This window comes from Aquimarina latercula DSM 2041, from assembly GCF_000430645.1.
In the GTDB taxonomy this organism is placed as follows: Bacteria; Bacteroidota; Bacteroidia; order Flavobacteriales; family Flavobacteriaceae; genus Aquimarina; species Aquimarina latercula.
Map to the genome: position 1 here is coordinate 105,372 of NZ_KE387187.1, position 24,916 is coordinate 130,287.

Here is a 24,916-nt window from a genome sequence, read left to right on the forward strand (position 1 = left end):
AATTTTCTTTTCTCCAATACTCATAAAATCATAGACTCATCTTCGTTACCTATAACTTCTTGGGCCTAAAAATGCTGTGGTTGTTGTTTCAATCAATTCATTATCATTAGCGTATACTCCAATTTTTACTTTATCCTTATCACCACTTAAGGCAGATGCATTAATTTCTATGAACAATGTTCCCTCTGCTAATCCTTGCTTAGGCACCACAAAGTTTTTATGCGTTACCACTTCTATAGTTCCCGTATGTGATAGCAATTCGAAATGAACATTTTCGATATCATTAATCGTTTTATTTACTAGTTTAAATGTATATACATTACTAATCATATTATGCTCTTTTCGCTCATACAATTGACCTGGTAACCTTAAAATATTCGCTTCGACATCATTTCTCAAAAAAGACATTCCCAAAAAGACACCAATTAATATCACTAATACTGCTGTATATCCTTTTAACCTTGGTGTAAACTTAAATTTCTCTTTTTTAGCGATATCATCTTCACTAGCATATCGGATCAATCCTTTCGGAAGGTTTACACTTTCCATCATATGATCACAGGCATCAATACAAGCAGTACAATTCACACATTCTAATTGTGTTCCATTGCGGATATCGATTCCTGTTGGACACACATGTACACATTGAAAACAATCAATACAATCTCCTTTTCCGCTAGTAGGTCTGTCCTCGTTCTTCTTAAACTTAGCGCGTCCTGCTTCTTTTTCTCCTCTTTTATAATCGTATGCAACTACAATTGATTTGGCATCTAACAATACCCCTTGTAATCGACCATATGGACAAGCAATTACACAAACCTGTTCTCTAAACCAGGCAAACACAAAATAAAATACAGCGGTAAATATTAATAAGGAAATTAAAGTCCCCACATGCTGAAAAGGGCCATCAATAAATATATATTGAATGAGCACATCACTACTAATCAAGTAAGCCAAAAACACATTCGCTATTAAAAAAGAAATGATAAAAAATACCACCCATTTAAGAACGCGTTTTTTGATTTTTTCGGCGTTCCAAGGTTGTTTATCCAATCGTATTTGTTTTCCTCTATCTCCTTCGATCCAATATTCTATTCGTCGAAAAACCATTTCCATAAATATGGTTTGTGGGCATATCCAACCACAGAATAATCGTCCAAAAGCTACTGTAAATAATATTACAAAGACTACCCCAATAATCATTGATATTACGAACAGATGAAAATCCTGTGGCCAGAAAGGAGCTCCGAAAATGTTGAAACGTCGCTCTAACACATTAAACAATAAAAACTGATTGCCATTGATTTTGATAAAAGGAGCGGCAAATAAAAAAATCAATAACCCATAACTTACCCATTTGCGGTATTCATAAAATACGCCACTTGGTTTTTTAGGATACAACCAAGCACGTTTTCCTTCTTCGTTAATCGTACCGATAGAATCTCTAAATGTTTCGTTTTCTGGTGTTTCCAATGGTCAATGAATATTGATTATACGATTTATGTTATACTACTAACCTTTTTGATCCTAATTACTTACTACAGAAGTAGAGTCTGCAATAGTTACGGGAACAGTTTCTGGAATTTCTTTTTCTAGAACCTCTTCTTTTACAGCATCTGGATCGATCCAGATCTCGCCTTGCGCCTCTTTAGGTTCTGCAGGCGTTGTACCGCCTAATGTGATTACATAACTAGCCACTTGTGCCATTTCTGCCGGTTTTAGAGTTTGCTTCCAAGCAACCATCCCTTTTCCATCACGACCACCTTCAGAAATAGTTTTGAATACATTTTTAATACCTCCGCCCAAAATCCAATTCGGATCCGTTAGATTGGGGCCAATACCCCCTCCTCCATCTGCTTTATGACAGGCTACACAATTGGAAGTAAAAATGGCTTTCCCAGCATTAATATCCGCGGCATCGGTTAACAATGTTACCGTATTTATATCCACAAGATCTTTTGCGGTTTTTTTATACGCTTCTATAGCGATCAAAGCCTCTGCAACTTCTGTTTCATACTCTTCTGTCTGATTGTAATCATTAAATACATGGAACCGCACTAAATAGATAACTCCAAACAAAATAGTCGCATAAAAACCATATACCCACCAAGGCGGAAGGTTATTATCCAGTTCCTTAATTCCATCATAATTATGATCCAAAATGATTTCATCTTCCTCTTCTACTGGTGTACTATCCACTAATTTTAGATAGGTAGCTTTGATCCATCGAAACTGTTTGTCTTTTTTAATCTTCTGGCTTAGTACATAGCGTTCTTGAGCTTCGGGTTTCAGGGATTTAAACAACACACTTCGTAGTGCCTCTACACAAATCTCTATAGCGATCGCAAATAACAATACGATGCCTAACACTACCCAACTAACTGGTACTGCAATAAATGCTGATTCTTCTCCAGAATCCACTGCCCATTCTATTAAAAAATAAGTGATCAATAGTAATGCAATGACTCTGATATAGGATACTGTACTTCTCATAGTATTAATTCGTTTTCATTTTCAGATTCCAATGGAATCTCGCTTACTTCTTTTATATGTTCCTTTTTTGCTGAAATTACCCACCAGAATAAGGCAGTAAAAAAGATGAAAAATATCAGTAGTGATATGATAGGATATATCTCTACACCTTCGATACTTTCCATATGTCCTTTTATAAATTTAAACATGGTTTATTTCTTTAGTTTGAACTTGCAGTTTCGTTTTTAACTTTGATATCGGTTCCTAATCGCTGTATGTAGGCAATTAAGGCGATGACTTCTCTATCGCGCATTTCTATAAAATCCAATCCATTATCCTTGGCATATTTTTTATCTGCTTCATAGGTTTTGGCAAAATCTGGATCATCGTATAGGTTTTTCTCGATCTGTGTTGCTTGTTCATCCATCCATTTTTGTGCTTTAGCAATCTCTTCTGGAGTGTAAGGAACCCCAAGAGTAACCATAGCTTCCATTTTGGTTTCTGTATCCGATCGATCGAGTTCATTTTTTAGCAACCATTTATAACTAGGCATAATAGAACCCGACGATGTACTTTGCGGATCATAGAAATGATTAAGGTGCCAGTTATCCGAGTATTTACCTCCGATACGCATCAGATCAGGCCCAGTTCGTTTACTTCCCCAAAGAAATGGGTGATCATAGACATATTCACCAGCTTTAGAATACTCTCCGTATCGTTCTACCTCACTACGAAAAGGACGAATCATTTGCGAATGACAAGACACACAACTCTCTCTGATATATAGATCTCTACCTTCTAATTCTAGCGGTGTATAAGGTTTTACACTAGTAATTGTAGGGATATTGGAATCGATCATTAGCGTTGGTACAATCTGTACGGCTCCTCCAATAAGTATCGCAATTGTAGCAAAAATCGTAAGCTTTACCGGTCTTCTTTCTAACCAAGTATGATATCCTTCTTTTGCAGTTCTTTTGTTAGTTACTTTTGTTAATGGAGCAGCTTCTGCCAATTCATCGGTAACCGTATTACCCGCTTTGATAGTTTTGATTACATTATATAGCATAATAAACATCCCTAAGATGAACATACTACCGCCAATTGCTCGCATCCAATACATCGGTATAATTTCGTTTACGGTTTCTAAAAAATTACCGTATACCAAACTACCGTCTGGGTTAAACTGTTTCCACATAGAAGCCTGAACAAATCCAGCCACATACATCGGCAATGCATACATAATAATCCCTAAGGTACCAATCCAGAAATGTGCATTAGCCAATGCTGTAGACCACAATTTGGTCTTAAATATTTTAGGGATTAGCCAATATGCCATCCCAAAGGTGAAGAAACCATTCCATGCTAATGCTCCTACGTGCACGTGCGCAATCACCCAATCACTAAAATGTGCTATTGCGTTTACATTTTTTAAAGAAAGCATAGGTCCCTCGAACGTTGCCATCCCATATCCTGTGATTGCGACCACCATAAATTTTAATACTGGATCTGTACGTACTTTATCCCAGGCACCACGCAAGGTTAATAATCCATTGATCATACCACCCCAAGATGGTGCGATTAGCATAATAGAAAATGCCACTCCTAAGTTCTGTGCCCAATCTGGTAGCGAAGAATATAGCAAATGATGAGGTCCTGCCCAGATATAAATAAAAATCAATGACCAAAAGTGTACAATCGATAATCGATAGGAATATACCGGCCTATTCGCCGCTTTTGGCACAAAATAATACATCAATCCTAAAAAAGGAGTAGTAAGAAAAAAGGCGACGGCATTATGTCCGTACCACCATTGCACCAGTGCGTCTTGTACACCTGCATAGACCGAATAACTTTTTAGCGCACTTACGGGTAATTCTAAACTATTAAAAATATGAAGTACAGCCACAGTAACTACGGTTGCCAGATAAAACCAGATGGCTACATACAGATGGCGTTGTCTCCGTTTTAGAATGGTACCAATCAGATTCCACCCAAAAACTACCCAAATTACTGCAATCGCAATATCAAAAGGCCACTCTAGCTCTGCATATTCCTTAGAAGTTGTATATCCTAGCGGCAATGTAATTGCAGCGCCGACGATGATCAATTGCCAACACCAAAAATTAATGTTACTAAGCGTATCATTAAACATTCTGGTTTTTAGTAATCGCTGGGTAGAATAATACACTCCGGCAAAGATGGCATTACCCACAAAGGCAAAAATCACCGCATTGGTATGTAGTGGTCGTAAACGCCCAAAGCTTAACCAAGGGATTCCATCGGTAAGGTTAGGAAATAAAAACAGAAATGCCAGCAGCAATCCGACCGACATCCCTACAATACCCCAAAGCATGGTGGCGTATAAGAATTTTTTTACGATTTTATTATCGTAATAGAATTGTTCTATGTTCATATTATACGTGATTGTTATTAGTTGTTACTGAAGATTTTTCTTTGGATTCTGTAATCACCTCATCATCAAACAGCATTCTGATCGCGGGTGTATAGGTATCATCGTATTGTCCTTTTTTTACAGAAAGAATAAAAGCCACAAAAAACACGATGGCAACGACAATACTAATGGTTAATAAAACATAAATAACACCCATAAGATTCTTATTAGGCTCCAAAAGTATGAGTGCATGTTTTCTTAAAAAATGACATTTATCAGGTTTTAGAAAGGTAGTTTATGGTAAGAACTAGAACTGTTAATAGCATCTCTTAATTTGGCTCAGCAAAAAAGCTATACAAACTATCTGAATTAGAATTTTGAATTGGGGGAATTTTTACTTTATTTTAAAAGCGGAAAACAAATAATTACAAATGCGTGTAATTAATTACAAACGGTACTATGTGTAATAACTATACTCGCATGTTGTGCTTCATTTTGAAAACCGCTGATGAAAAGACTAATTGACCTAAATAATGATGATGCTCGAGCGTTCTTAATAAAAGAAGAATGCTATAGTAATATTGACCTTCCCTATTATTTTTCATTTAATCCTATATTAAAAAAGCTATCTAAAAAATTAGATGGAAAAAACCTAAAGGACTTTAGAAGTGATAATCCAAGGGACTTTGATGATGTTAATTATAAGTTGTTATCTAATAAAGATGGTAAATATGCATGGAGACCATTTCAACTAATTAATCCAGCAATTTATATTTCATTAGTTCATAAAATAACAGAAGAAGAGAACTGGAAACTAATTCAAGAAAGATTCAAAAAGTTTCAAAACGAAAAAAAAATAGAATGTCACAGTTTACCTGTTCTTTCCGAATCAGATAAAAAAACTGATAAGACGGCACAAATTCTCACTTGGTGGGAAATGATTGAGCAAAGGTCATTGGTTTTATCGTTAGATTATAAATATGTAATGCACACAGACATTTCTGATTGCTATAGTTCTATCTACACACATTCCATTCCTTGGGCAATTCATAAAAAAGTAGAAGCCAAGAAAAAGGCGAACAGAACAAAGAATTCATTGATTGGAGTGGCAATTGATAATCACCTACAGGACATGAGCTTTGGTCAAACTAATGGTATACCTCAAGGGAGCACGACAATGGACTTTATTGCTGAAATAGTCTTAGGATATGTTGACCTATTACTGGCTAATAAATTGGCTGAAGTGAATATTACAAATTATCGGATTTTGAGATATAGAGATGATTATAGAATATTCACCAACAATCCATTTGAATCCGAACAAATAACAAAAGAACTTTCAGAAATCTTAACAGGATTAGGTCTAAAGTTAAATGCAGATAAAACAGAGGCATCCGAAGATATTATAAAAAGCTCAATCAAACCTGACAAGAGATATTGGATTAGTAATCGAAGAATAGCAGAAAGTAAGCAAAAGTGGTTAATTCAGATTTATCTATTATCTGATTTATATCCTAATTCTGGAACCGTGGATACACAGATGCGAGAATTTTTAAAAGTATTAGAAGGGTCAAAGAAAAAAGATTCTCAATTAGAAACATTAATAAGTTTAGTAACGGAAATAGCTATACGAAACCCAAGAGTTGTCCCTATATCAATGGCCATTCTCAGTATTTTCTTGAATCGAATAAAGATTAATGATGAAAAGGTTCTTCTTGTCAAGAAGATAAAAATGAAGTTTAATCAAATACCTAATTCTTCATTCATAAAGGTTTGGTCTCAAAGACTATATATGAAAATCGAAAAGGACGAAACTTATGATGAGCCTCTTTGCAATTCTGTGATAAATGAAAATCAGAAAATCTGGAACTGTGAATGGTTAGATAATGGGATTAAGGATATTATAGAAGGCACTACAATTGTTAAAAAGGAAAAGGTCGAGAAGACGAAATCCAAAATGTCTAAGAAAGAAATAAAGAAAATTATTATCAAGAAAAGTTATTACGAATAAAAACTCAGAGATAGATTATGGACCAGGAAACAAAAAGTAACATTGCTTTAAACCAATTAAGAAACAAGCTTACTAATATTGAAGATTTTGGTGACGATGGATATAAAGCAAGATGCAAAGTAACTTACACAGTAAGGGGTAAGTCCGACACCGAAATATTAGAAGTCTATTTAATTGTTGGAGGATTTGAACCTATGATAAAACTAGATATTTATGAGTTAGGAGAAATTATTACCATAGACAAATATCACATGGATTTTAATCCTCGGTTTTCAAATAATACCAAATTTTCATACGATAATGACTCTGGTATCTTGACAATAGACGGAAAAAATTCTCCTAAGATTGGTAATTTCACTGTAGAAATAGAAGAAGTATAAACGAAGCACAACAATGGCTCATAAAGCATAGGCTTGCCGCAGGCGCAACACAAGCCAACGCTTCATAGCCTAGCCGTTAGCATTCATTGCCTATGAGTGACGAAATTAAAATAATAAATAGCTACAAGCTATACGAAATATTAGATTATATCAGAATTAGACCTCTAAATGTTCTGACATCCAAATCTATAACTGCTTTGGAAAATTATTTATGGGGTTATTGGGTTTATGGAACAAAAAACTACAGTGATCAAATTTATAACGAAGGAGATCCAGATTTTAATGAGTTCAAATGGTGGTTAAGCGAACAACCAAATATTCCTTTATCAACAGCTCCAAGGTTTTATAAACTCTTGTTGGAGAAATGCGATGAAAATGAAGAAAAAGCATTTGACTTGTTTTTTGAAAAACTTGACGAATTCAAAAAAATGAAACAATAATATGGCTAGTGGATTTATTGAAATCACTGATAAGAAAAGCTTTGCTCCAAGATGGACTGGTTTTGACGAAGTCATAAAGATCTTAATACGAGAATTAAATAATAACTCTGATAAAAACACTTCTGAATTAATAAAACATCTTGAATCTATAATTCCTCCTGAAAATTTTAATGAAGAATTAGAAATGGGATGGGGTTTTATTGATGAACGAATTGATGGAACTACTTCAAGAGTATTAGAACTAAAAAAAATGACGACTGAAAATCTGGAATTATTTTGGGAAGCGGTTAAAAACGGATATGATAACCTGATTAAATTTGGAACCGAATACTCAACACTCTATCCTGAATTAATGAAGGAGTTATTGGAAATGAAAGAATAAACGCATCATACAATAAACGTTATCACCAATTAGTTGAATGATAGAAAAAAGAATCTCAGATCGAATAGAATACTGCTTAAAGAAGGGTAAGAAAATTTCTTTTCTAGTAGGAGCTGGAATTTCTGCAGAAAGTGGAATTCCAACTTTTCGCGGTGAAGACGGTTACTGGGTATCTGGTTCTAAAAACTATAAAGCTCAAGAAATTGGAACAAAAAGGTTTTTTAATATAGCTTCTCACGAAGTATTGAAATTCTATTTATATAGGAAATCTATAACTGAATTTGCTAAGCCTAATCAAAGTCATTTAATGCTCAAAGAGATTGAATCTTTATTGAATGATAATTTTGCTTTGATTTCCCAAAATGTAGACAGCTTGCATAAAAAAGCAGGTAATTCTGATAAAAGAACATATCTAATTCACGGCGATCACGATTTTATGAGATGCGGAGATGAATGTTCCAATGAATTATATCCTTTCCCAGAAGGAATTAAATTAAAAGGTAGACAAAAAGATCAACTAACCGAATCTGAAATTGAATTTTTAAAATGTCCTAAATGCAATGAAGATTTAAGACCTCACGTATTGTGGTTTGATGAATATTACAATGAGAAGTTTTTTAAAAAGGATAGTGTACTAAGAATTTCAAAAAAAACGGGAATATTATTTGTTTTAGGAACATCTGGAGAAACTACTCTTCCACAAATAATTGCTAAAAATGTCTTAGCTAAGAGTGGAACTGTAGTAGAAATAAATATTAATGAGAGTTATTTTTCGGAGCTTTTAAGTAACAAAGCAAACGGAATTGTAATTAACTCTAAAAGCACTCCATTCCTTAGTGAACTGAAAACTGAAATAGAAAAAAAGGTGATAACACGATATATGTGATCATAGCAGTTAGGTGATCAATCGAATGGTTCTTGTATATTTGGTAAGGCGCAATGCTTGCAGAAGGTAAAAGTTAGCAACCAATGCGAAGAAAGATCGAAAAACAGGGTAACATTTTGCTCTGCTACGACACATATATTAAACGTTAGGTGCAATTACTATGATGACCGAAAGAAGATTTTTTGTTTGGGATGATAAAGACAATAATACCCCTGTTAAACTTGGAGATAGTGTAAGCGATCTGCTTGATGAAAAAGTTATAGTTAAAAGTGAAGAAAAAGACTCAGAATTTAGACTCCTACAAAATGAAAATATCTGGATAGGTTCTGAAAACGACAGTGTAAATTACATCTACTTCACGCGAAACTCTGGTGATGAACTTTTAAGATTTGATCCATTTAAATTCGAATATCCTGCAACCGAACCTATAACTAAATTTCTAAATACGAAATACAAACAAATGACCTTCAAGAGCATTGATGAAGTAAAGAAAAATTATTCAGGGGATCTTCTTTACATAATTTTTCGAGATTTTAATCCCTCAAACATATTTCTAATGAGGCTTGAAAACACAAACTAATGGAGCAATACAACTTTATAGCTTCCGATAATTTTGACCTAAATTATTTTAAAGAAATCGACAAATTCGTTGATTCATTTCCTGACTTTCAAACAGTATCACTAAAGAACGACAATGAACTTAGGAACTTATTAGATTTATTGGAAATTAAGGATTATCGTGAATTAGAAATTCCAGATTCTGAATTTCAAAGATGTTGGAATATATCAACGGCAAAATTACCTGAATTGAATGAAGCAGAATTTAATAAGTTCTATGAACTATGGATTACTAAATCTGATAGAATGAATAATATGGATGAGTATGGTCAGTTAATATTCCTTCAGGGTCTTTCCCGCGAGTGGAATACAAAAAAATACCGAATGATTGTTAAGGAAATAAAAAGCACCTAACACGATATATATGATCATAGCTGTTTAGCGCTAAATCGAAAGGTCTTTGTATATTTATAACGGCTCAATGCTTGCAAAAGGAAGAATATAGCAACCAATGCGCAGAAAACGTCGACAGTTAGGTAACATTTGCCACAGCTACGACATATACTTAACGTTACAGCCAATACCCGAAATACTTTATAAATAGTAAAAAACTTAAATGAGAAAAAAACTAAAAATTATATTTCTTACAATACTTTCATTAGTCCTATTCCTCTTAGTACTTCTTTCCATTCAATATACACCTACCTATGTTTATCGACTTATAATAATGAATGTCGCAGATGTTTATGATTATAAGAACTTTGAAAATCACGAGATTCAGGGAGCGAAGAGTACCAATACGTTCATTTCTCAGCCTAAAGAGAAGTATATAGAATCCTTATTCGAAGAACTCGTAACTAAAACTGGATTTAATAGCTTTGAAGAGTGGGCAATCAAGTCTAAAACTACTGCGTTAATTGTCATCAAAAAAGACACCATAATTTATGAGAAGTATTTTAATGGATTTAATAGAGATTCCTACTTCCATTCTCAATCTGTGGCAAAATCTTTTATATCATTTTTAATAGGAACTGCTATTGATGATGGTCTAATTAAAAGTATAGATGATCCTATAACAAATTACGTCCCTGAACTTTTAGAGCGTGATCAGCGCTTTAAAAAAATAACTATTAAAAATTTACTCGAAATGCGCTCTGGACTTGCATACAATACAAGTCTTATACCTTTTACCAACATTCATTCTCCTTGGCACGACGAAGCGGTTGGGTACTATCATCCCAATGTTCGAAAGCTGTTACTTGAGAATGTAGAAATTTCATCCGAACCGGGAAAAGATTTTCAATATTCCAATTATAATACAAGTTATTTAGGATTAATTCTAGAAAGAGCTACTAACTTAACTGTATCCAATTATTTGGAGCAGAAACTATGGTCAAGAATAATGGAATATGATGCGCTTTTCTCCTTAGATAGTAAGGAATCTAATTTTGAATATATGCCAAGTCGTTTGATTGCCCGAGCGATTGATTATGCACGTTTTGGTCAGCTTATGCTCAATGAAGGTAATTGGTATGGTAATCAGATTGTATCAAAAGAATGGGTACAAGAATCTACCCGAGAAAACAAATCAATTCCACGGGATATTTATCCAAAATGGTTTGGAAGAAGCGACAAAAGAATTTATTACAATTACCAATGGTGGGGTCATGTAAATAAAAACGGTACTTATCATTTCTATGCAAATGGAAATCTTGGACAGAACATCTACATTATTCCCGAAAAAGAAACTGTAATTGTTCACTGTGGTAATTCACTTCAATATTACAGTAGTGATTTTGATTTATGGAATGTTGCTTTACAGTTGAATTAGAATTAAATAACAGTAAAGATTCAAAATAAAAACTGACTGTAACACAGTGTATAAAACATAGCTAATAAGTGCTTAACCGAAAGGTTTGTGTATATTTAGAATGTCCGCCAAATTTTTAATTTGGCTTTTAAAAAGAGAAAAATTAAAAACAAAATATAAAAATTCGGTTAAGTGCTTAATCGAAAGGACAGTTCCCTTTAATTCCGTACTAATCATAGCCGAGACGTTGTGCATAATGCGAAAAAAAACGCAGTGAATAATCTGAAGACTATAAAAGAATATTACAGACCGATTCAGCCAACAGTTTCGGCTAATGATAATGAAATAAGTTATCAAGAGAGTAAACCAAATAAAGAAATTGAAAATTTCATCTATTGTTTTTGGCAACTTAAAACGCTGAAACCATTAAACAAAGATTATAATTACCGAGTAGTTTCAGACGGCTGTATCGACATATATTTTGACCATAAACAACCGACCGAAAACTTTATAATGGGATTTTCTAGAAAGTTCGTCCAATTTCCAATTGGAAAGGAATTTGATTACATAGGGATTCGTTTTTTACCTTCTGCATTTCCACACTTATTCGGAATAAACGCCAGAATTTTAAGTAATCAATCTCAAGAACTAAACAAAGTTTTACCTAATTTTTCCGAGTGGATAAATTCACAAATCACGACTACCGATTCATTTGAAAACATTGTAAAAATACTGAACGAAAGAATAATTGAATTTTTAAAAAACCAGGATATTCATTACGACCACCGTTTTTTAGATTCACTAAACCTAATTTTCCAAAAAAATGGATACTTGAACACAGAAAAAGACCTTAATACAGGTTTAAGTTCAAGACAACTTCGCAGAATTTTCAATTTTTATATAGGAACAACAGCTAAATCGTTTAGCAATGTTGTACGCTTTCAACATATTTTAAATGCAAAACCTTCCAAACAAAGTTTAAAAGAAAACAAGTTATACTTTGATGTTGGATTTTTTGACCAAGCTCATTTCGTTAAAAACTTCAAAACATATTACGGAGTTACACCCTCCGAAGCCTTCCATTAAGTTTGTCCGATTTTTACAATGTATAGGTTTCTTGCAAACCTAAATTTGTAGCAACAAAATTATTGACAATGAAAGCATTTATATTAACAGCATTTGTTCTTACAGCAGGTTGGGCAAATGCACAAACAACAAACAAGATGAAACTTAATGCAGGAATAATCACTGAAAAATTACAGGAAACCAAGAAATTCTATACAGAAGTATTGGGATTTGGAGTAAGTTTTGAAAACGAATTTTATTTATTACTTCACACCCCCAATAATTCGGCAGAAATCAGTTTTTTACAACCGAACCACCCAAGCCAAAAACCAATTTTCCAATCAGCATTTAATGGAAATGGAGCTTATTTGACTATTGAAGTTGAAAATGTAGATGTAATTTATAAGCAACTAAAAGAAAAGAGAGTCCAAATGGAAATCGAAATCCGAGACGAACCTTGGGGAGACAGACATTTTGCAATAAAAGACCCAAATGGAATTGGAATCGACATTGTAACTTATACAAAACCAGAATAATAAAATACTATACACAACAAGATATAAAAAAACATAGGGCTTTTGTGTTAACTCCAAAGTTCTGTGTTTTTTTACAAAGTCGCCAACTATAAAATTTGGCATTTTTCAACAAAAAAGATAAAAGCAAAATATTATATTTGACGTAATACCAAACCGAAATGTATTGCTTATAGCCTCCCCTACGTTTCTTATACTAACCGCTACCTACAAGCAAAAAAATGAAAAAAATTCTAATATTTTTTATAATATCAATTACAAGTCTGAGTTGTAACAACAAAGGAAAAGATGGTGGAATTAAAACCAAAACCAAATCTGATTTTGAAAAATATGATGAATTAGTTTGGAGCGGAATGCTAAATTTTAAGGACAAAGATTATCAAAACGCATTATCCAATTTTCAAGACGCCTTTAAAATAAAACCTGATGAAAGTACTTCAGATTATTTTTATGCTTCTGCATCTGCTTTAAACTTAAAACAAGATAAAGTTGCAAAGGATTTTATAATAACAGCAATTCAAAAAACTAACGCATCCGAAAATTATTTTGACAGTTTTGATGAATTTAATGCTTTTAGAGAAAACAAACTTTTTTCAGAGATAAAAGCTAGGTATTCCAAGTACAAAACTGACTACACTAATAATCTTAAGAACCCTGAAATATATAAAGAGATTGAGTTATTAGCAGAACGAGACCAAAAAGTTAGAACAGATGGCAGTAGTGTTGAGGAAATGCAAAGAGTCGATAGTCTGAACATCAAAAGACTAATTGAAATAAACAAAGAGTACGGTTGGTATGATAGGCAATGGATATTACTATGGCATCACAGAGGGATTCATCGAGAGAACAATTACGTTTGGAATTATTTTAGACCATTAATCAATAAAAAAATTGAGAAAGGCGAATTAAGAAAAAACTATTGGGCAAGATTTGATGATGAAAATTCTATGCTTAGAGGTAAGGGCGTTCAAATATATGGAACGTACTGGAATAATTATGACCAATTCCCAATTGAGAATATAAACACGGTAGATAGTTTGAGAAATACGGTCGGATTACCTCCTTTGGCATATATAGAAAAGGTTTATGATGTAGAATTACCTGAGGGATATACAGTAAAAATGCCCCTAACAAGATATAAAAAAAATAGGGAGAATTAGTACTTAATCGAAAAATCTACGTGTGTTTAGAAAGTCGCCAAATTTAAAAATTTGACTCGTTCTCAATCCGAAAATAATCCTTAATTTAAACGCTAAAAACTATATCCAAGACTGTGAGCAGTAATCGAAAAATCGACAACATATCCAAAAATCGTGACCTCTATCAAAGATTGTTTTTTAGTATCCGTTATTTAAAATAAAACTTTATATGCGACTAATCATTGTTATTATAGTGTGTATCTGTTGTTTCAGTTGTAAAAACCAAACAATAGTAAAAAACGAAGTACAAGACCAAGCATTAGAAAAAAGAGTTAGACCTGTGCATGATACAATTGGTTTCACAAAATATAATTGGCAATTAGACTCAATTTATAAGCGTTTAGGCATTAAGGATTCTAAAAATAGTATGCAATGGAAAGCAGCTGTAAGTCCACATGACGATTACAAATACGCTGGACGTTTGTATTATGAATCGCTTAAAGGAATTAATGCCAACACTATTATTCTCGTTGGTGTTGCTCATCGTGCTCGAAACTTTAATCTTCAAGACAAAATCATTTTTGGAGATTTTACACATTGGGAATCTCCTTATGGTGATTTAAAAGTGTCTGATATAAACTCTGAAATTATTGAGCAACTTCCAAAATATTCATACTTGGTTCATAACGATATGCAAGAACTAGAACATTCTTTAGAAGCGATTGTGCCCTTTTTACATCGGAAAAACAAAAATCTAGAAATTATCCCAATACTTGTACCCTTTATAAATTATTCATTGATTGATGTCATAGGTAATGATCTTTCTATTGTGGTGTCAAAAATTTTAAAAGAAAAGAATCTTGCCTATGGAAAAGATGTAGCAGTTGTTATTTCTAACGATGCTGTTCATTATGGTAATGAAGAATGGGGTAGAGATTTAGCACCTTTTGGAGTTGATGATGAAGGCACTAAAAAAGCTAGAGCTCTAGATATAGAGATTATCGAGAAGTGTTTAGTAAACGAAATTAGTAATGAAAAAATAAAAACGTTTACAGAATACACCGTGCAAACTAATGATTATAAAGAATACAAATGGGTTTGGTGTGGTCGTTATTCTGTACCTTTTGGAGTGAGTTTTGCAAATAAATTAAATCAGGCATTACATAATAAACCGTTACAAGGAACTTTTTTAGATTATCAATCGAGTATAGATCATGAGCTTATAACAGTAGAAGACTTAGGAATGGGAACTACAGCTATTGCAACTCAAAAACACTGGGTAGCTTATGCGAGTATCAAATATGAATAGATATGTAATCCTTAATGGTCTTAAAATTAAAAAAGAAGCCTTAAAGAAAATTACTCAGTACAGTTTAATTACGACCATGAAAGAATCGTTTATTTGAGCAGACAAGTAATGCATATTAAATCAAAATAAACAATAAAAACAGCTGTATGATACTGTTGATGATCTAGTCAAAGGTAGAAATTCAGCAATTTTAATTGCCGTACTAACCATAGCCGAGAGCCACCTTCCATAATAACCAAAAGCCCAGCTACTACATTAAAAACTTATACTTTTTTGACATAGTTTTACATTTGATATGGCAAAACAATTATGTAAACTATCCGAATTAGAATTTTGAATTTGGGGAATTTTTACTTTATTTTAGAAGTGGAGAACAACTAATTAGATACAAATGTATACATGTCCTTTGTAACTAACTATACTTACAAATTGACTGTAATTTCAAGAATTCCGTAAATGGCTAGAATATATGGAACCATAGGATCATTAAAATCTCTAAAATCTGAGTTAGAGACTAAAGGAGTTACTAGATTTAATTCTGTCGGAGAGATTAATGTTTTTTTATCGAATTATAATTTAGAAAAAAGCGCAATTATTAATGACACATCAGATCAGTTAGAAAAGGAATATTCTGAAACATGCATTAACCTGGAACAAAAAATTGAAAGTAAAGCTAAAATAATCAATGTAGAAACGGAAAGAATAGATCACAAGATTTCTGATTTACGGACAAAAACTGACTTAATTCATAGCAATAAAAATGATAACTTTTTAAAAAAATTAATATCAAGTGTAAAACTTTATTTTTTAAAATATAAAGTCAATCATTTTGTAAAAAACAAAACTAGACTGATAAGTTTATCTGTAAAAGAAATCTCTAAAAACATTAAAAATGATGAACTTTTTATAAAAAAATATAAAGCTGAAAAAGAACAGCTAATTAAACAAAGAGCAAAATCCAAAATTGAAGAATTAAAATATATCCATGATGTTTTAGAAAACTCAAGAAATCTAATTGCAGGCTCATTAGGAGAAAATTTAGTTGTTAAAGAAATAAAGAAACTTTCAAATGATTATGCTTTGATTAATGATTTTAATTTGAGTTTTTCTCATCCAATTTTTTATAAAAAACATAATCAGAGAATTAATTCTATACAAATTGACCATCTCTTAATTTCGAAAGCTGGAATTTTTATAATAGAAACAAAAAATTGGAGTAAATCATCTATCAATTCTTTAAGCCTAAGGTCACCGATTGAACAAATCGAAAGGTCAAATTTTGCTCTTTATATTTTCCTTTCAAAAAATATAGTTTTAAACGAACATCATTGGGGAGAACAAAAAATTCCAATACGAAATCTTATTGTAATGATTAATAATAAGCCAAAAGCTAAATTCAAGTACGTAAGCATAAAACTACTTAGAGAACTGAATGACTATATAAAATATTTTGAACCTGTTTTAACCGAAAAGCAATTGAATAGAATAATAAATAAATTGCTAAAATAGTTCTTAATTAACTAAACAAATACAAAAACACTACCCTCCATAATAACCAAAAGCCCAGCTACTACATTAAAAACTTATACTTTTTTGACATAGTTTTACATTTGATATGGCAAAAGAGCTATAAAAAGTATTTAATTTTGAATTTTTAGTTTAGGGAATTTTTAGTCTATACTAGAGACGGAAAACAACGAATTATCAATACACGAAATTAATTACTAATGCGTATATGCCTCCCTTTTATAATTATATCAATATGCTGTAGTGCATTTTAAGAAAAACTGTAACAATCATTAAAAATTGTAATCTTTAGAGTACGAAATCAATAAACAACATGTTAACTAAAACTACTAGTTCTTCTCTATTACTAATTGTCATTTTATTAATTGGTTGCAAACCAAATGAAGATAAAAACCACTCAATCAAAGGTATTTGGAAATCCATCGGTTATGGGGAAATCCTGAAAATAGATGCTAATTCTTATGAATATTTTGACATAAGTGACATTTCTTGCTTACCAGTAAAAGAAGGTACTGTTTCGGAAATCGCAAATTCAATGCAAGTTTCAAATGATACGCTAATCATAAATCGTGGATTTAACAGATATCGCTACCTCAGAATAAAAAAGCTTCCAGATTTTTGCAATCAAAACTCAAAAGATAAAAACAACATCTTGTATAATTTCGAGGTTTTTGCAAATACCTACAAAAATCACTACGCATATTTCAAACTGAATAAAATTGATTGGGACAATCTTTACATAAACTCAAAAAATAAAATCAATTCAAAAAGTACAGAGGTTGATTTATATATAGTTATGGAAGATATGATTGAAAAGTTGAAAGATAACCACGGTTCGATAACACCAACAGATGAAGTTTATAAATTAGCAGAAAATCAAATCCAACCAGAATTAGCAGAAGAAGAAACAAAAGAATTGAAAGAATATGGCGATTTTGAGATTGCTGGAATGGTTGCAAATTATTATCTTAGAGAGGATTTGACCAAAGATACGTGGCTTATGAAATGGGGCAAGATGGAAAACAATGTTGGTTATATCCAAATCAAAGCAATGTTTTTGTATGCAGATTTGAATTTAAACGATAGTCTTGTCAAAGAAAATGGATTTATTTCAACATATATGGATGCATTTGATAGTTTAAATTATCAACAGCAAATTTCAGAAGAAGTTGATGGAATAAGTAAATTAATGGATACAATAATGCAGGACCTTAAGGAAACAAATTATCTCATTATCGATGTTCGTTTTAATGGTGGTGGACATGATGTAGTATCATTAGAAATTTTGAGACGATTTAACTCCGTCAGAAAACAAATCGCTGTTAAAAAAGCAAGACACAATAACAAGTATACTATAAAAACACCGATTTATTTAGAGGCCGCCCAAAATCCCTATACAAAACCAGTATATTTATTAACTTCCCAACAGTCTGCAAGTGCAGCTGATATGATGGCTTTGAGTTCAATGGAATTAGATAATTTGAAACGTATTGGCTCACATACAAATGGAGCAATTTCGGATGCTTTGCAAAAGACATTACCAAACGGTTGGTATTTTTCTCTTTCTAATGAAATTTACACAGATAATAATGATAAATGTTATGAAAACATAGGAGTTCCTGTTAATTATGAATTGAATTACCCCAATGATAGACAGACTTTTTTTAGAAGTGTTGCTGACGATTTAGAAAAAGATAAAAAAAATATTTTAAACGCAATTAACGAGTTACAAAACGAGTAAAAATATATCACGACAAAGAACTGAGGTAAAAAACATAGGACGGTTTAGACTTTCAGAAAAGTCTGTGTTTATTTATAAAGTCGCCAAACCGAAACGTATCGCTTATCACTTGCCCTACGTTTCTTGTACTAGACCTTATCAACAACCTAAAACCTAAACTATGAAAACTGAGATTAATACAATCTGGATTGACTTACACGAAGAACTTTATAAATTCATTTTAGGGAAAATAAAAGATGAGCAAGCATCAAAAGATATTCATCAGGAGGTGTTCTTGAAAGTTCAAACTAAAATCCATCAACTAAACCATTCTTCTAAACTTACATCTTGGGTTTATCAAATTACAAGAAATACTATTATTGATTATTTTCGAAAAGTAAAAAATGAAAATACATCTATAAGTGGGTTAGATTTTCCTGAAATAGACAAAAGTAATTTTGATTACTCAAATCTAACAAACTGTATCAATCAAAAAATAGAAAACCTTTCTTCTCAACATAAAGAAGCAATTATTTTAACTTCTTTTAAAAATTATTCACAAAAAGAACTGGCAGAACATTTAAAAATATCATATTCCGGAACAAAATCAAGGGTTCAAAAAGCTAAAGAAATTTTAAAAGAAAACATTTTAGATTGTCCAAATGTAGAATCTGATAGCACCGGTAAATTAATAGACTTCGAAAAATAATTAAAATAAACTACGTCTTTTTCTAACTAATTGCGTCTATCCTATATAACATCTAAAAAAAATCAAAATGGGTAGTTTAAAAAAAATAGTAATAGTACAAGTTCTTAATGCTTTTGCAGAAAATGGGAAAGGTGGTAATCCAGCAGGTGTAGTTTTAAACGCGGATGAATTATCTGATAAAAATAAACTGGAAGTTTCTAAAAAAGTAGGTCTATCCGAAACCGCTTTTGTTTCAAAATCTAAAACAGAAGACTATAAATTGGATTTCTTTACCCCAACTAAACAAATAGCACATTGTGGGCATGCCACGGTAGCAACATTTTCTTATTTAAAGCAAATTGGTTTATTGAAAAATGATAGTTCTTCAAAAGAAACTATAGATGGGAGACGAAAAATAGAAATAATTGGAGATTTAGCGTTTATGGAACAATTGGTTCCCAAATATACTGATGTAAACAACGAAGAAAGTATCATTTTAAAATCATTAGGGTTAAAGAAAAAAGACTTGATTCCAAATGCACCAATTAAATTAGTTAATACAGGGAATTCATTTATACTCATTCCTGTTAAAAACAATGAAATTTTAAAGAATATAACTCCCAAATTTGATTTGATTAGTGACGTTAGTGATAAGTTTGATTTAATTGGTTACTATGTATTCTCTACCGACACAAAATCTGACGCTACTTCAAGAATGTTTGCTCCTCGCTATGGAATTTTAGAAGAGTCAGGAACAGGAATGGCTGCTGGACCACTTGCTTGCTATTTATTTGACATTTTAAAAATTAAAAAAAAAACTTTTCACATTCAACAAGGAAAATATATGAAAGAGCCTTCATCAAGCATGATTATTGTTAAATTACAAATCAATGAAGGAGAAATAAAGAATTTAATGGCTGGTGGAAAAGGAATACTCAATAGACAATTAAAGATCGAAATTGACGATTAACAACTAGTTATCAACTTAGATGTTTATAACACCGAACAAACAATATGAAAAACAATCCACTTTTATACATTTTAATAGCTTTGATTATTATTAGTTGTACTAAAGAAGAAAAGAAAATAATCGTTGAGGAATGGAAATTAGAATACAAAAATGATACTAATGGAAACAAAGTATTCGGTAACAAAGAGGCACTAATCTCATATGTAAGAAAAGGAAATCCTATTAGAATTGGTTGGGCTTCGCGAAGACGAAATGATTCGACAAAAACGGTTGAACATATTGTCGATGCAGAATTTATAACAATTGCAAATGGAGAAGAAGTCTTTGCACAGATTAAACCATTCCTTGCTCAACGTCCTGATTTAACGAGTGACACGCTGAGCATGACCTTAATGCCATCACAATCTCATTGGATTTTGAGCACAAATGGACTAATTAGCACGATGAGTATTAATTACGGTAAGGATACTGTAAGTACATCGAAGCCAAAACCATTTAGACATAATATAAGTTGGTTTACAAAAAAATCTAATTCATCAAAAAAAGCAAAACCTCTATGGGACTAAATGAATAATCAACAACGGCTAACAACAAGTAAACTCAGAAATTCCTGTTACACCTTTAATAAAAGGAATTCATTAAAAAAAACCATAAAACTTAGCGAGGATCATAGTTAATATGTAATGAATTCGTTGTAACATTTTCATTAATTCTCATACCCATAACCTATAATCTTAAATTTAAATTATTTGCATTATTGACATATAATTAATTGCGGCAGAATTTCCCTATCAGAAATTCTCTTGCATTAATTATCTTTAGCAACGGCAGAAAGTACTCGCATACTTTCTTGCGAATAATCATACACAAAACATTAGATATTAATTAAGGAAACTGAATTGAAAATTAGAGAAACATATAGAAATGATTATACCATTTCAACCGACAAGGATAAATTAGATATTTTGAGCATTCATAAATTCCTTGCAAATGAGACTGATTGGGCTAACGGAATCCCAATCAATACTTTTAAAACATCCGTTGAAAACTCGTTGAATTTTGGGCTTTATTACCAAAACAAACAGATTGGCTTTGCCAGAATAATTTCAGACTATTCGACTATTGCATATTTAGGAGATGTTTATATCCTAAAAGAATATAGAGGAAAAGGATTAAGTAAATGGCTGATAGAGGAAATCATGGAACACCCGAACCTTCAAGGATTAAGACGCTGGATTTTATTAACTGACACTGCTGAATGGCTTTATAAAAAGTATGGATTTACGGAAATACCAAATCCTGAATTTTATATGGAAAAACATAACCCAAATGTATATAACGGAATAGATAACACTAATGCCGACAATGCATAAAAAATCATAGAGAGGTTTCTGCTTTCCTGAAGGTTTGTGGTTATCTACAAAGTCGTCAACTATAAAATTTGGGGTAGTATCAATCCAAAACGTATTGCCTATCAACTGCCTTACGTTTCTTATACTGAATGTTAACTACAAACTGCACAAACACTCGAACTTAAAAAAACAGGATCAAGTGAAATTGAACACCCCAAAACTAGGGGCTACCCAAAAATGAAAAAACAATAAGCAACCATTTAGAAAAAAATTGCGTCTTTATAAATAGAAGTACTTTAAAAACCAAGCAAACATGTTAGAAAATCCAAAAATAAACATCAAAATCAAACTTTCTTCATTATGGGCTTCAGCAACTTTCTGTTATTTATATGGAGATTATTTTGAACTCTACACACCAGGTAAAATAGACAGCTTACTTACAGGCGAAAATATTTTAGACAGCCCTACCAAATTATTAATTGCAACAATAATTTTAGCAACTTCATCCATAATGGTTGCTGCTTCAATTATTCTTAAACCAAAAATAAATCGTATTCTGAATATTACATTTGGAATGTTATTTACAATAATGATGTTATTTATTGGATTCAATTCTAATACGGAATGGTATGGATTCTACGTGTTTTTAGCGTTTTTAGAAAGTATTATTACTGCTTTAATTGTTTGGTATGCTTGGAAATGGCCTAAAGAAAAAAGCATCTCATCATGAAAATTAGGACATAGAATAGAAAAAAGTACTGGAATATTCTAGTATAGGACAACAATCAATTCTAATCACTAAAATGAGAAGAGCCCGTTGCCAACTATGTATAAGAATAATCCTAAATTAGGTGCTTAATCAAAGGTTAGTACCATTTTGTTACGCCTGATTTTCCTTCGAAAAATCCTCGCACACAAAACCGCACTATTCTTATACATTAAACGTTGGTAAACATTTGAAGAAATTAATTAATGAACATAGAAGTTATTAAACCTTCAGATATTGAACTTCAAAAATACATTGAATGTTTTTATATTTTAACACATTCAAAAGAAGAAGGCAGAACAACTTATTTTACATTTCCCAGTATTTTTTCTATAGTGTCAATTTCTTCTAATACAAATGTAGTTAGAACAAATAGGTTTATAAAAACTACAGAGTCTTCAATACTAAATTTTGATTCCAATTTAGACACTCGCTTCACAAATCCTATTTTGATTCAATATGAGGGTTACGTTAAAGAAATTACAACTTATTTTAAACCATTAGGTTTGAATGCCTTTTTAAATAGGCCACTTAATTATTATTGTAACTCAGATAAAACACAATTTTTACCTTTTTTAGATTATATGGATGTTATGAGTTCAATTCTAAAAATAGCATCATCTGATAAAATAATGAAACTACTCGAAAATTACTGGTCTAGTAAACTAAAAAATGATAGGCCATTAAAGCTTGAAAAAGCCATTAAAGCCATAATTGAAAATCCTAATAGATCAATCTCTTCAATCGCAAATGATAGTAATTTAAGTCACAAGACTTTAATTTCACATTTTAATAAAAACATGTGTAAAACCCCTACTGAATTTAGAAAAATCGTTCGTTTTAGGAAAACGCTAAAAAACAAAAAAGAAAATAATTTAACACAGTTAAGTTACTTGTCAAATTATTTTGACCAAGCACATATGATTAAAGATTTTGATAAACTTACTGGTTACAAACCAAAAGATTTTTTTAAAAATTTAACCTCAATTGATGAAAAAATAAATTGGATTTTCACATAAGGGTAAAATCTGTACAATTCTACTTTACAATAATTGCTGATTTTTGGCTATCAAAATAAAAAGATGATAGAGATTACAAATGCAGTTTTATATGCTGATTTTGAAATTATTGAAAGTTTAGTTAAGCAAATTTTACATAAATTTTATGACCCAGTTATTCCAAAAGAACATACTAAATATTTCATAAATAAGTATCAAACAGCAAAAGCAATAGAGCAACAGGTTGAGAATGGAAGTAATTATTTTTTACTTAAATATAAAGGCTTGAATGTTGGTTATCTCGCCCTAAATAAAACGTCTGATTTTTTGTTATTAGATAAGTTATACCTACTAGAAGATTATAGAGGTAAAAAGATTGGTAAAAAGGCAATTGAATTTACTGATAGTTTCGCTAGAAAAATGAATATTTCAAGAATTGAATTAATCGTACACAAAGAAAACCTTAAAACAATAGAATTTTATAAAAAAATGGAGTTTAAATTACTAGACATAGTACCTAACCATTTCGAGACTGGTCAAATTATTGAAAATTATCAAATGGCAAAAATATTAGTAACAAAGTAAAACGTCTACAATGTAAAAAAACACAGGGCAAAGACAATTTGAAAGATCAGTTCTTTTCTGTGATATCGCCACTATAAAATATGGCATTTAGAACAAAAAAGATAAAAGCAAAACATTTATATTTGGATTAGTACCAATCCGAAATGTACCGCTCATCACCTGCCCTACATTTCTTATACTAGACGGTTAACCATAATTATAAATATGAATATAACTATTAATACATTTCTACTTTCACTTTTATTCTACTACTCTTATTCTCAAACTAGTAAAATTACTGTTATTATACCTGATTGTGGAGTAGATTCTCAATGGAAAGAAATAAAAGCAGACGTAAACGAAGCATATTGGGGTGTTTATGAGAAAAAAAAGTACCATAACAGGGGTAATTTTCTAATTAAAAAATATGATAATACTAAATCTACTATCCCAAAGTTTTTAATAAAGGGGTTAAATTTAAAAGATAGTATTTTTACAACAGGAAAATGGGTAAATAGAATGTTGTACCCAGGAGAATCAATTCCATTTTCTGTCTATAGCATAGAAGATGAGCAGAATAGCAAAAATTACTTTCTCTACGCTAAAGGGAATATAATTGAAACAGAAAAAGGTGAGTTTCCATATTTTAAGAAAATTAAAAATTATGAACTTGTTGTAGATTCATACAACGATAAAACTCGTCAAACAATTAGAAAAATGGATTTTTTTTCTTTTCCTTCTGGTGGTTTTGAAGGAGGAGTATTTATCCATTGGATTGGAGACTTGAATGGAGATAAGCTACTTGATATGTTAATTGGAACTTCTGAACATTATGCTGGATCAACGCTTTCAATATTTTTATCCAACAATATTTCTAAAGAGTTATTTAAAGAATATAACGTTGGAGGATGTTCCTGGGATTAACATTATATATAATAATATTAAAAACAAGTT

General features: G+C 31.6%; 27 protein-coding genes. 22 read left to right on the forward strand and 5 right to left on the reverse strand.

The genetic code is table 11. The features are described 5' to 3' along the window. Window positions 1–45 precede the first annotated feature (45 nt). The 5 genes from ccoG to ccoS are packed head-to-tail and all read right to left on the reverse strand — an operon-like array spanning window position 46 to window position 5,081. Window positions 46–1,473, reverse strand: coding sequence for a cytochrome c oxidase accessory protein CcoG (gene ccoG, locus H526_RS0126990; protein ID WP_027395784.1), 1,428 nt, complete (start codon window positions 1,471–1,473; stop codon window positions 46–48). Window positions 1,474–1,527: 54 nt separating this feature from the next. Further along, a complete protein-coding gene (locus H526_RS0126995; RefSeq protein ID WP_027395785.1) occupies window positions 1,528–2,493 on the reverse strand; it encodes a cbb3-type cytochrome c oxidase N-terminal domain-containing protein in 966 nt (321 codons plus the stop codon). Next, a complete protein-coding gene (locus H526_RS0127000) occupies window positions 2,490–2,681 on the reverse strand; it encodes a cytochrome c oxidase subunit IV (protein WP_027395786.1) in 192 nt (63 codons plus the stop codon). The genes H526_RS0126995 and H526_RS0127000 overlap by 4 nt, the downstream gene beginning before the upstream one ends. 11 nt (window positions 2,682–2,692) lie before the next feature. Further along, on the reverse strand, window positions 2,693–4,885 hold the full coding sequence (ccoN, locus tag H526_RS0127005) for a cytochrome-c oxidase, cbb3-type subunit I (RefSeq protein ID WP_027395787.1): 2,193 nt from the start codon (window positions 4,883–4,885) through the stop codon (window positions 2,693–2,695). A gap of 1 nt (window position 4,886) precedes the next feature. Continuing rightward, window positions 4,887–5,081 carry a cbb3-type cytochrome oxidase assembly protein CcoS gene (gene ccoS, locus H526_RS0127010; RefSeq protein ID WP_027395788.1) on the reverse strand — a complete coding sequence of 65 codons (195 nt, stop codon included), beginning with the start codon at window positions 5,079–5,081 and terminating at the stop codon, window positions 4,887–4,889. Between the two features lie 291 nt (window positions 5,082–5,372). Between ccoS and H526_RS0127015 the strand changes: the two genes are divergently transcribed. The 22 genes from H526_RS0127015 to H526_RS0127120 all read left to right on the forward strand — a co-directional run bounded on the left by H526_RS0127015 (window position 5,373) and on the right by H526_RS0127120 (window position 24,886). Beyond that, a complete protein-coding gene (locus H526_RS0127015) occupies window positions 5,373–6,875 on the forward strand; it encodes an RNA-directed DNA polymerase (RefSeq protein WP_027395789.1) in 1,503 nt (500 codons plus the stop codon). Window positions 6,876–6,892: 17 nt separating this feature from the next. Then, window positions 6,893–7,255: a hypothetical protein gene (locus H526_RS0127020; protein ID WP_027395790.1), complete on the forward strand. Its 363-nt coding sequence runs from the start codon at window positions 6,893–6,895 to the stop codon at window positions 7,253–7,255. Window positions 7,256–7,347: 92 nt separating this feature from the next. Then, a complete protein-coding gene (locus H526_RS0127025) occupies window positions 7,348–7,695 on the forward strand; it encodes a hypothetical protein (RefSeq protein WP_027395791.1) in 348 nt (115 codons plus the stop codon). A gap of 1 nt (window position 7,696) precedes the next feature. Further along, window positions 7,697–8,077, forward strand: coding sequence for a hypothetical protein (locus H526_RS0127030; protein ID WP_027395792.1), 381 nt, complete (start codon window positions 7,697–7,699; stop codon window positions 8,075–8,077). Window positions 8,078–8,114: 37 nt separating this feature from the next. After that, the gene (locus H526_RS0127035; protein WP_035086847.1) at window positions 8,115–8,963 is read left to right on the forward strand and encodes an SIR2 family NAD-dependent protein deacylase; all 849 of its coding nucleotides are present in this window, start codon (window positions 8,115–8,117) and stop codon (window positions 8,961–8,963) included. Window positions 8,964–9,123: 160 nt separating this feature from the next. After that, the gene (locus H526_RS0127040; RefSeq protein WP_155839792.1) at window positions 9,124–9,543 is read left to right on the forward strand and encodes a hypothetical protein; all 420 of its coding nucleotides are present in this window, start codon (window positions 9,124–9,126) and stop codon (window positions 9,541–9,543) included. Next, on the forward strand, window positions 9,543–9,935 hold the full coding sequence (locus tag H526_RS0127045; RefSeq protein WP_027395795.1) for a hypothetical protein: 393 nt from the start codon (window positions 9,543–9,545) through the stop codon (window positions 9,933–9,935). Before H526_RS0127040 ends, H526_RS0127045 begins: the two co-directional genes overlap by 1 nt. Before the next feature lie 202 nt (window positions 9,936–10,137). Next, on the forward strand, window positions 10,138–11,352 hold the full coding sequence (locus tag H526_RS30320) for a serine hydrolase domain-containing protein (RefSeq protein WP_081415716.1): 1,215 nt from the start codon (window positions 10,138–10,140) through the stop codon (window positions 11,350–11,352). A gap of 252 nt (window positions 11,353–11,604) precedes the next feature. Continuing rightward, window positions 11,605–12,417: a helix-turn-helix domain-containing protein gene (locus tag H526_RS0127055; protein ID WP_027395796.1), complete on the forward strand. Its 813-nt coding sequence runs from the start codon at window positions 11,605–11,607 to the stop codon at window positions 12,415–12,417. Between the two features lie 137 nt (window positions 12,418–12,554). Then, the gene (locus tag H526_RS0127060) at window positions 12,555–12,932 is read left to right on the forward strand and encodes a VOC family protein (protein ID WP_027395797.1); all 378 of its coding nucleotides are present in this window, start codon (window positions 12,555–12,557) and stop codon (window positions 12,930–12,932) included. A 218-nt stretch (window positions 12,933–13,150) separates the two neighbouring features. Further along, window positions 13,151–14,089: a hypothetical protein gene (locus H526_RS0127065; RefSeq protein WP_027395798.1), complete on the forward strand. Its 939-nt coding sequence runs from the start codon at window positions 13,151–13,153 to the stop codon at window positions 14,087–14,089. A 208-nt stretch (window positions 14,090–14,297) separates the two neighbouring features. Further along, the gene (amrB, locus tag H526_RS0127070; protein ID WP_027395799.1) at window positions 14,298–15,377 is read left to right on the forward strand and encodes an AmmeMemoRadiSam system protein B; all 1,080 of its coding nucleotides are present in this window, start codon (window positions 14,298–14,300) and stop codon (window positions 15,375–15,377) included. Window positions 15,378–15,833: 456 nt separating this feature from the next. Then, entirely contained in the window at window positions 15,834–16,886 is a 1,053-nt protein-coding gene (locus H526_RS0127075) for a nuclease-related domain-containing protein (RefSeq protein WP_027395800.1), read from the forward strand. A 331-nt stretch (window positions 16,887–17,217) separates the two neighbouring features. Continuing rightward, entirely contained in the window at window positions 17,218–18,645 is a 1,428-nt protein-coding gene (locus H526_RS31345; protein ID WP_027395801.1) for a S41 family peptidase, read from the forward strand. A gap of 160 nt (window positions 18,646–18,805) precedes the next feature. Then, window positions 18,806–19,333, forward strand: a complete 528-nt coding sequence (locus H526_RS0127085; protein ID WP_027395802.1) for a sigma-70 family RNA polymerase sigma factor — start codon at window positions 18,806–18,808, stop codon at window positions 19,331–19,333. A gap of 67 nt (window positions 19,334–19,400) precedes the next feature. Further along, complete coding sequence (locus H526_RS0127090; protein ID WP_027395803.1) at window positions 19,401–20,282, forward strand: PhzF family phenazine biosynthesis protein; 882 nt, start codon at window positions 19,401–19,403, stop codon at window positions 20,280–20,282. Window positions 20,283–20,326: 44 nt separating this feature from the next. After that, complete coding sequence (locus H526_RS0127095; protein WP_027395804.1) at window positions 20,327–20,848, forward strand: hypothetical protein; 522 nt, start codon at window positions 20,327–20,329, stop codon at window positions 20,846–20,848. A gap of 333 nt (window positions 20,849–21,181) precedes the next feature. Further along, window positions 21,182–21,655 (forward strand): GNAT family N-acetyltransferase, encoded by a 474-nt coding sequence (locus tag H526_RS30330; RefSeq protein WP_035086849.1) that lies wholly within the window; start codon window positions 21,182–21,184, stop codon window positions 21,653–21,655. 292 nt (window positions 21,656–21,947) lie between these two features. Next, window positions 21,948–22,364, forward strand: coding sequence for a DUF6326 family protein (locus tag H526_RS0127105; protein WP_027395805.1), 417 nt, complete (start codon window positions 21,948–21,950; stop codon window positions 22,362–22,364). Window positions 22,365–22,606: 242 nt separating this feature from the next. Then, entirely contained in the window at window positions 22,607–23,419 is an 813-nt protein-coding gene (locus H526_RS0127110; RefSeq protein WP_027395806.1) for a helix-turn-helix domain-containing protein, read from the forward strand. Window positions 23,420–23,482: 63 nt separating this feature from the next. Next, complete coding sequence (locus tag H526_RS0127115; protein WP_027395807.1) at window positions 23,483–23,983, forward strand: GNAT family N-acetyltransferase; 501 nt, start codon at window positions 23,483–23,485, stop codon at window positions 23,981–23,983. Between the two features lie 204 nt (window positions 23,984–24,187). Next, window positions 24,188–24,886, forward strand: a complete 699-nt coding sequence (locus H526_RS0127120; protein WP_027395808.1) for a hypothetical protein — start codon at window positions 24,188–24,190, stop codon at window positions 24,884–24,886. Window positions 24,887–24,916: the final 30 nt, after the last annotated feature.

Excerpts from the sequence above, each read along its gene's own strand:
- H526_RS0126995 (WP_027395785.1), bottom strand. The coding sequence starts at position 2,493 with ATGAGAAGTACAGTATCCTATATCAGAGTCATTGCATTACTATTGATC.
- H526_RS0127000 (WP_027395786.1), bottom strand. The coding sequence starts at position 2,681 with ATGTTTAAATTTATAAAAGGACATATGGAAAGTATCGAAGGTGTAGAG.
- ccoN (WP_027395787.1), bottom strand. The coding sequence starts at position 4,885 with ATGAACATAGAACAATTCTATTACGATAATAAAATCGTAAAAAAATTC.
- ccoS (WP_027395788.1), bottom strand. The coding sequence starts at position 5,081 with ATGGGTGTTATTTATGTTTTATTAACCATTAGTATTGTCGTTGCCATC.
- H526_RS0127015 (WP_027395789.1), top strand. The coding sequence starts at position 5,373 with ATGAAAAGACTAATTGACCTAAATAATGATGATGCTCGAGCGTTCTTA.
- H526_RS0127020 (WP_027395790.1), top strand. The coding sequence starts at position 6,893 with ATGGACCAGGAAACAAAAAGTAACATTGCTTTAAACCAATTAAGAAAC.
- H526_RS0127025 (WP_027395791.1), top strand. The coding sequence starts at position 7,348 with ATGAGTGACGAAATTAAAATAATAAATAGCTACAAGCTATACGAAATA.
- H526_RS0127030 (WP_027395792.1), top strand. The coding sequence starts at position 7,697 with ATGGCTAGTGGATTTATTGAAATCACTGATAAGAAAAGCTTTGCTCCA.
- H526_RS0127035 (WP_035086847.1), top strand. The coding sequence starts at position 8,115 with ATGATAGAAAAAAGAATCTCAGATCGAATAGAATACTGCTTAAAGAAG.
- H526_RS0127040 (WP_155839792.1), top strand. The coding sequence starts at position 9,124 with ATGATGACCGAAAGAAGATTTTTTGTTTGGGATGATAAAGACAATAAT.
- H526_RS0127045 (WP_027395795.1), top strand. The coding sequence starts at position 9,543 with ATGGAGCAATACAACTTTATAGCTTCCGATAATTTTGACCTAAATTAT.
- H526_RS30320 (WP_081415716.1), top strand. The coding sequence starts at position 10,138 with ATGAGAAAAAAACTAAAAATTATATTTCTTACAATACTTTCATTAGTC.
- H526_RS0127060 (WP_027395797.1), top strand. The coding sequence starts at position 12,555 with ATGAAACTTAATGCAGGAATAATCACTGAAAAATTACAGGAAACCAAG.
- H526_RS0127065 (WP_027395798.1), top strand. The coding sequence starts at position 13,151 with ATGAAAAAAATTCTAATATTTTTTATAATATCAATTACAAGTCTGAGT.
- amrB (WP_027395799.1), top strand. The coding sequence starts at position 14,298 with ATGCGACTAATCATTGTTATTATAGTGTGTATCTGTTGTTTCAGTTGT.
- H526_RS0127075 (WP_027395800.1), top strand. The coding sequence starts at position 15,834 with ATGGCTAGAATATATGGAACCATAGGATCATTAAAATCTCTAAAATCT.
- H526_RS31345 (WP_027395801.1), top strand. The coding sequence starts at position 17,218 with ATGTTAACTAAAACTACTAGTTCTTCTCTATTACTAATTGTCATTTTA.
- H526_RS0127085 (WP_027395802.1), top strand. The coding sequence starts at position 18,806 with ATGAAAACTGAGATTAATACAATCTGGATTGACTTACACGAAGAACTT.
- H526_RS0127090 (WP_027395803.1), top strand. The coding sequence starts at position 19,401 with ATGGGTAGTTTAAAAAAAATAGTAATAGTACAAGTTCTTAATGCTTTT.
- H526_RS0127095 (WP_027395804.1), top strand. The coding sequence starts at position 20,327 with ATGAAAAACAATCCACTTTTATACATTTTAATAGCTTTGATTATTATT.
- H526_RS0127105 (WP_027395805.1), top strand. The coding sequence starts at position 21,948 with ATGTTAGAAAATCCAAAAATAAACATCAAAATCAAACTTTCTTCATTA.
- H526_RS0127110 (WP_027395806.1), top strand. The coding sequence starts at position 22,607 with ATGAACATAGAAGTTATTAAACCTTCAGATATTGAACTTCAAAAATAC.
- H526_RS0127115 (WP_027395807.1), top strand. The coding sequence starts at position 23,483 with ATGATAGAGATTACAAATGCAGTTTTATATGCTGATTTTGAAATTATT.
- H526_RS0127120 (WP_027395808.1), top strand. The coding sequence starts at position 24,188 with ATGAATATAACTATTAATACATTTCTACTTTCACTTTTATTCTACTAC.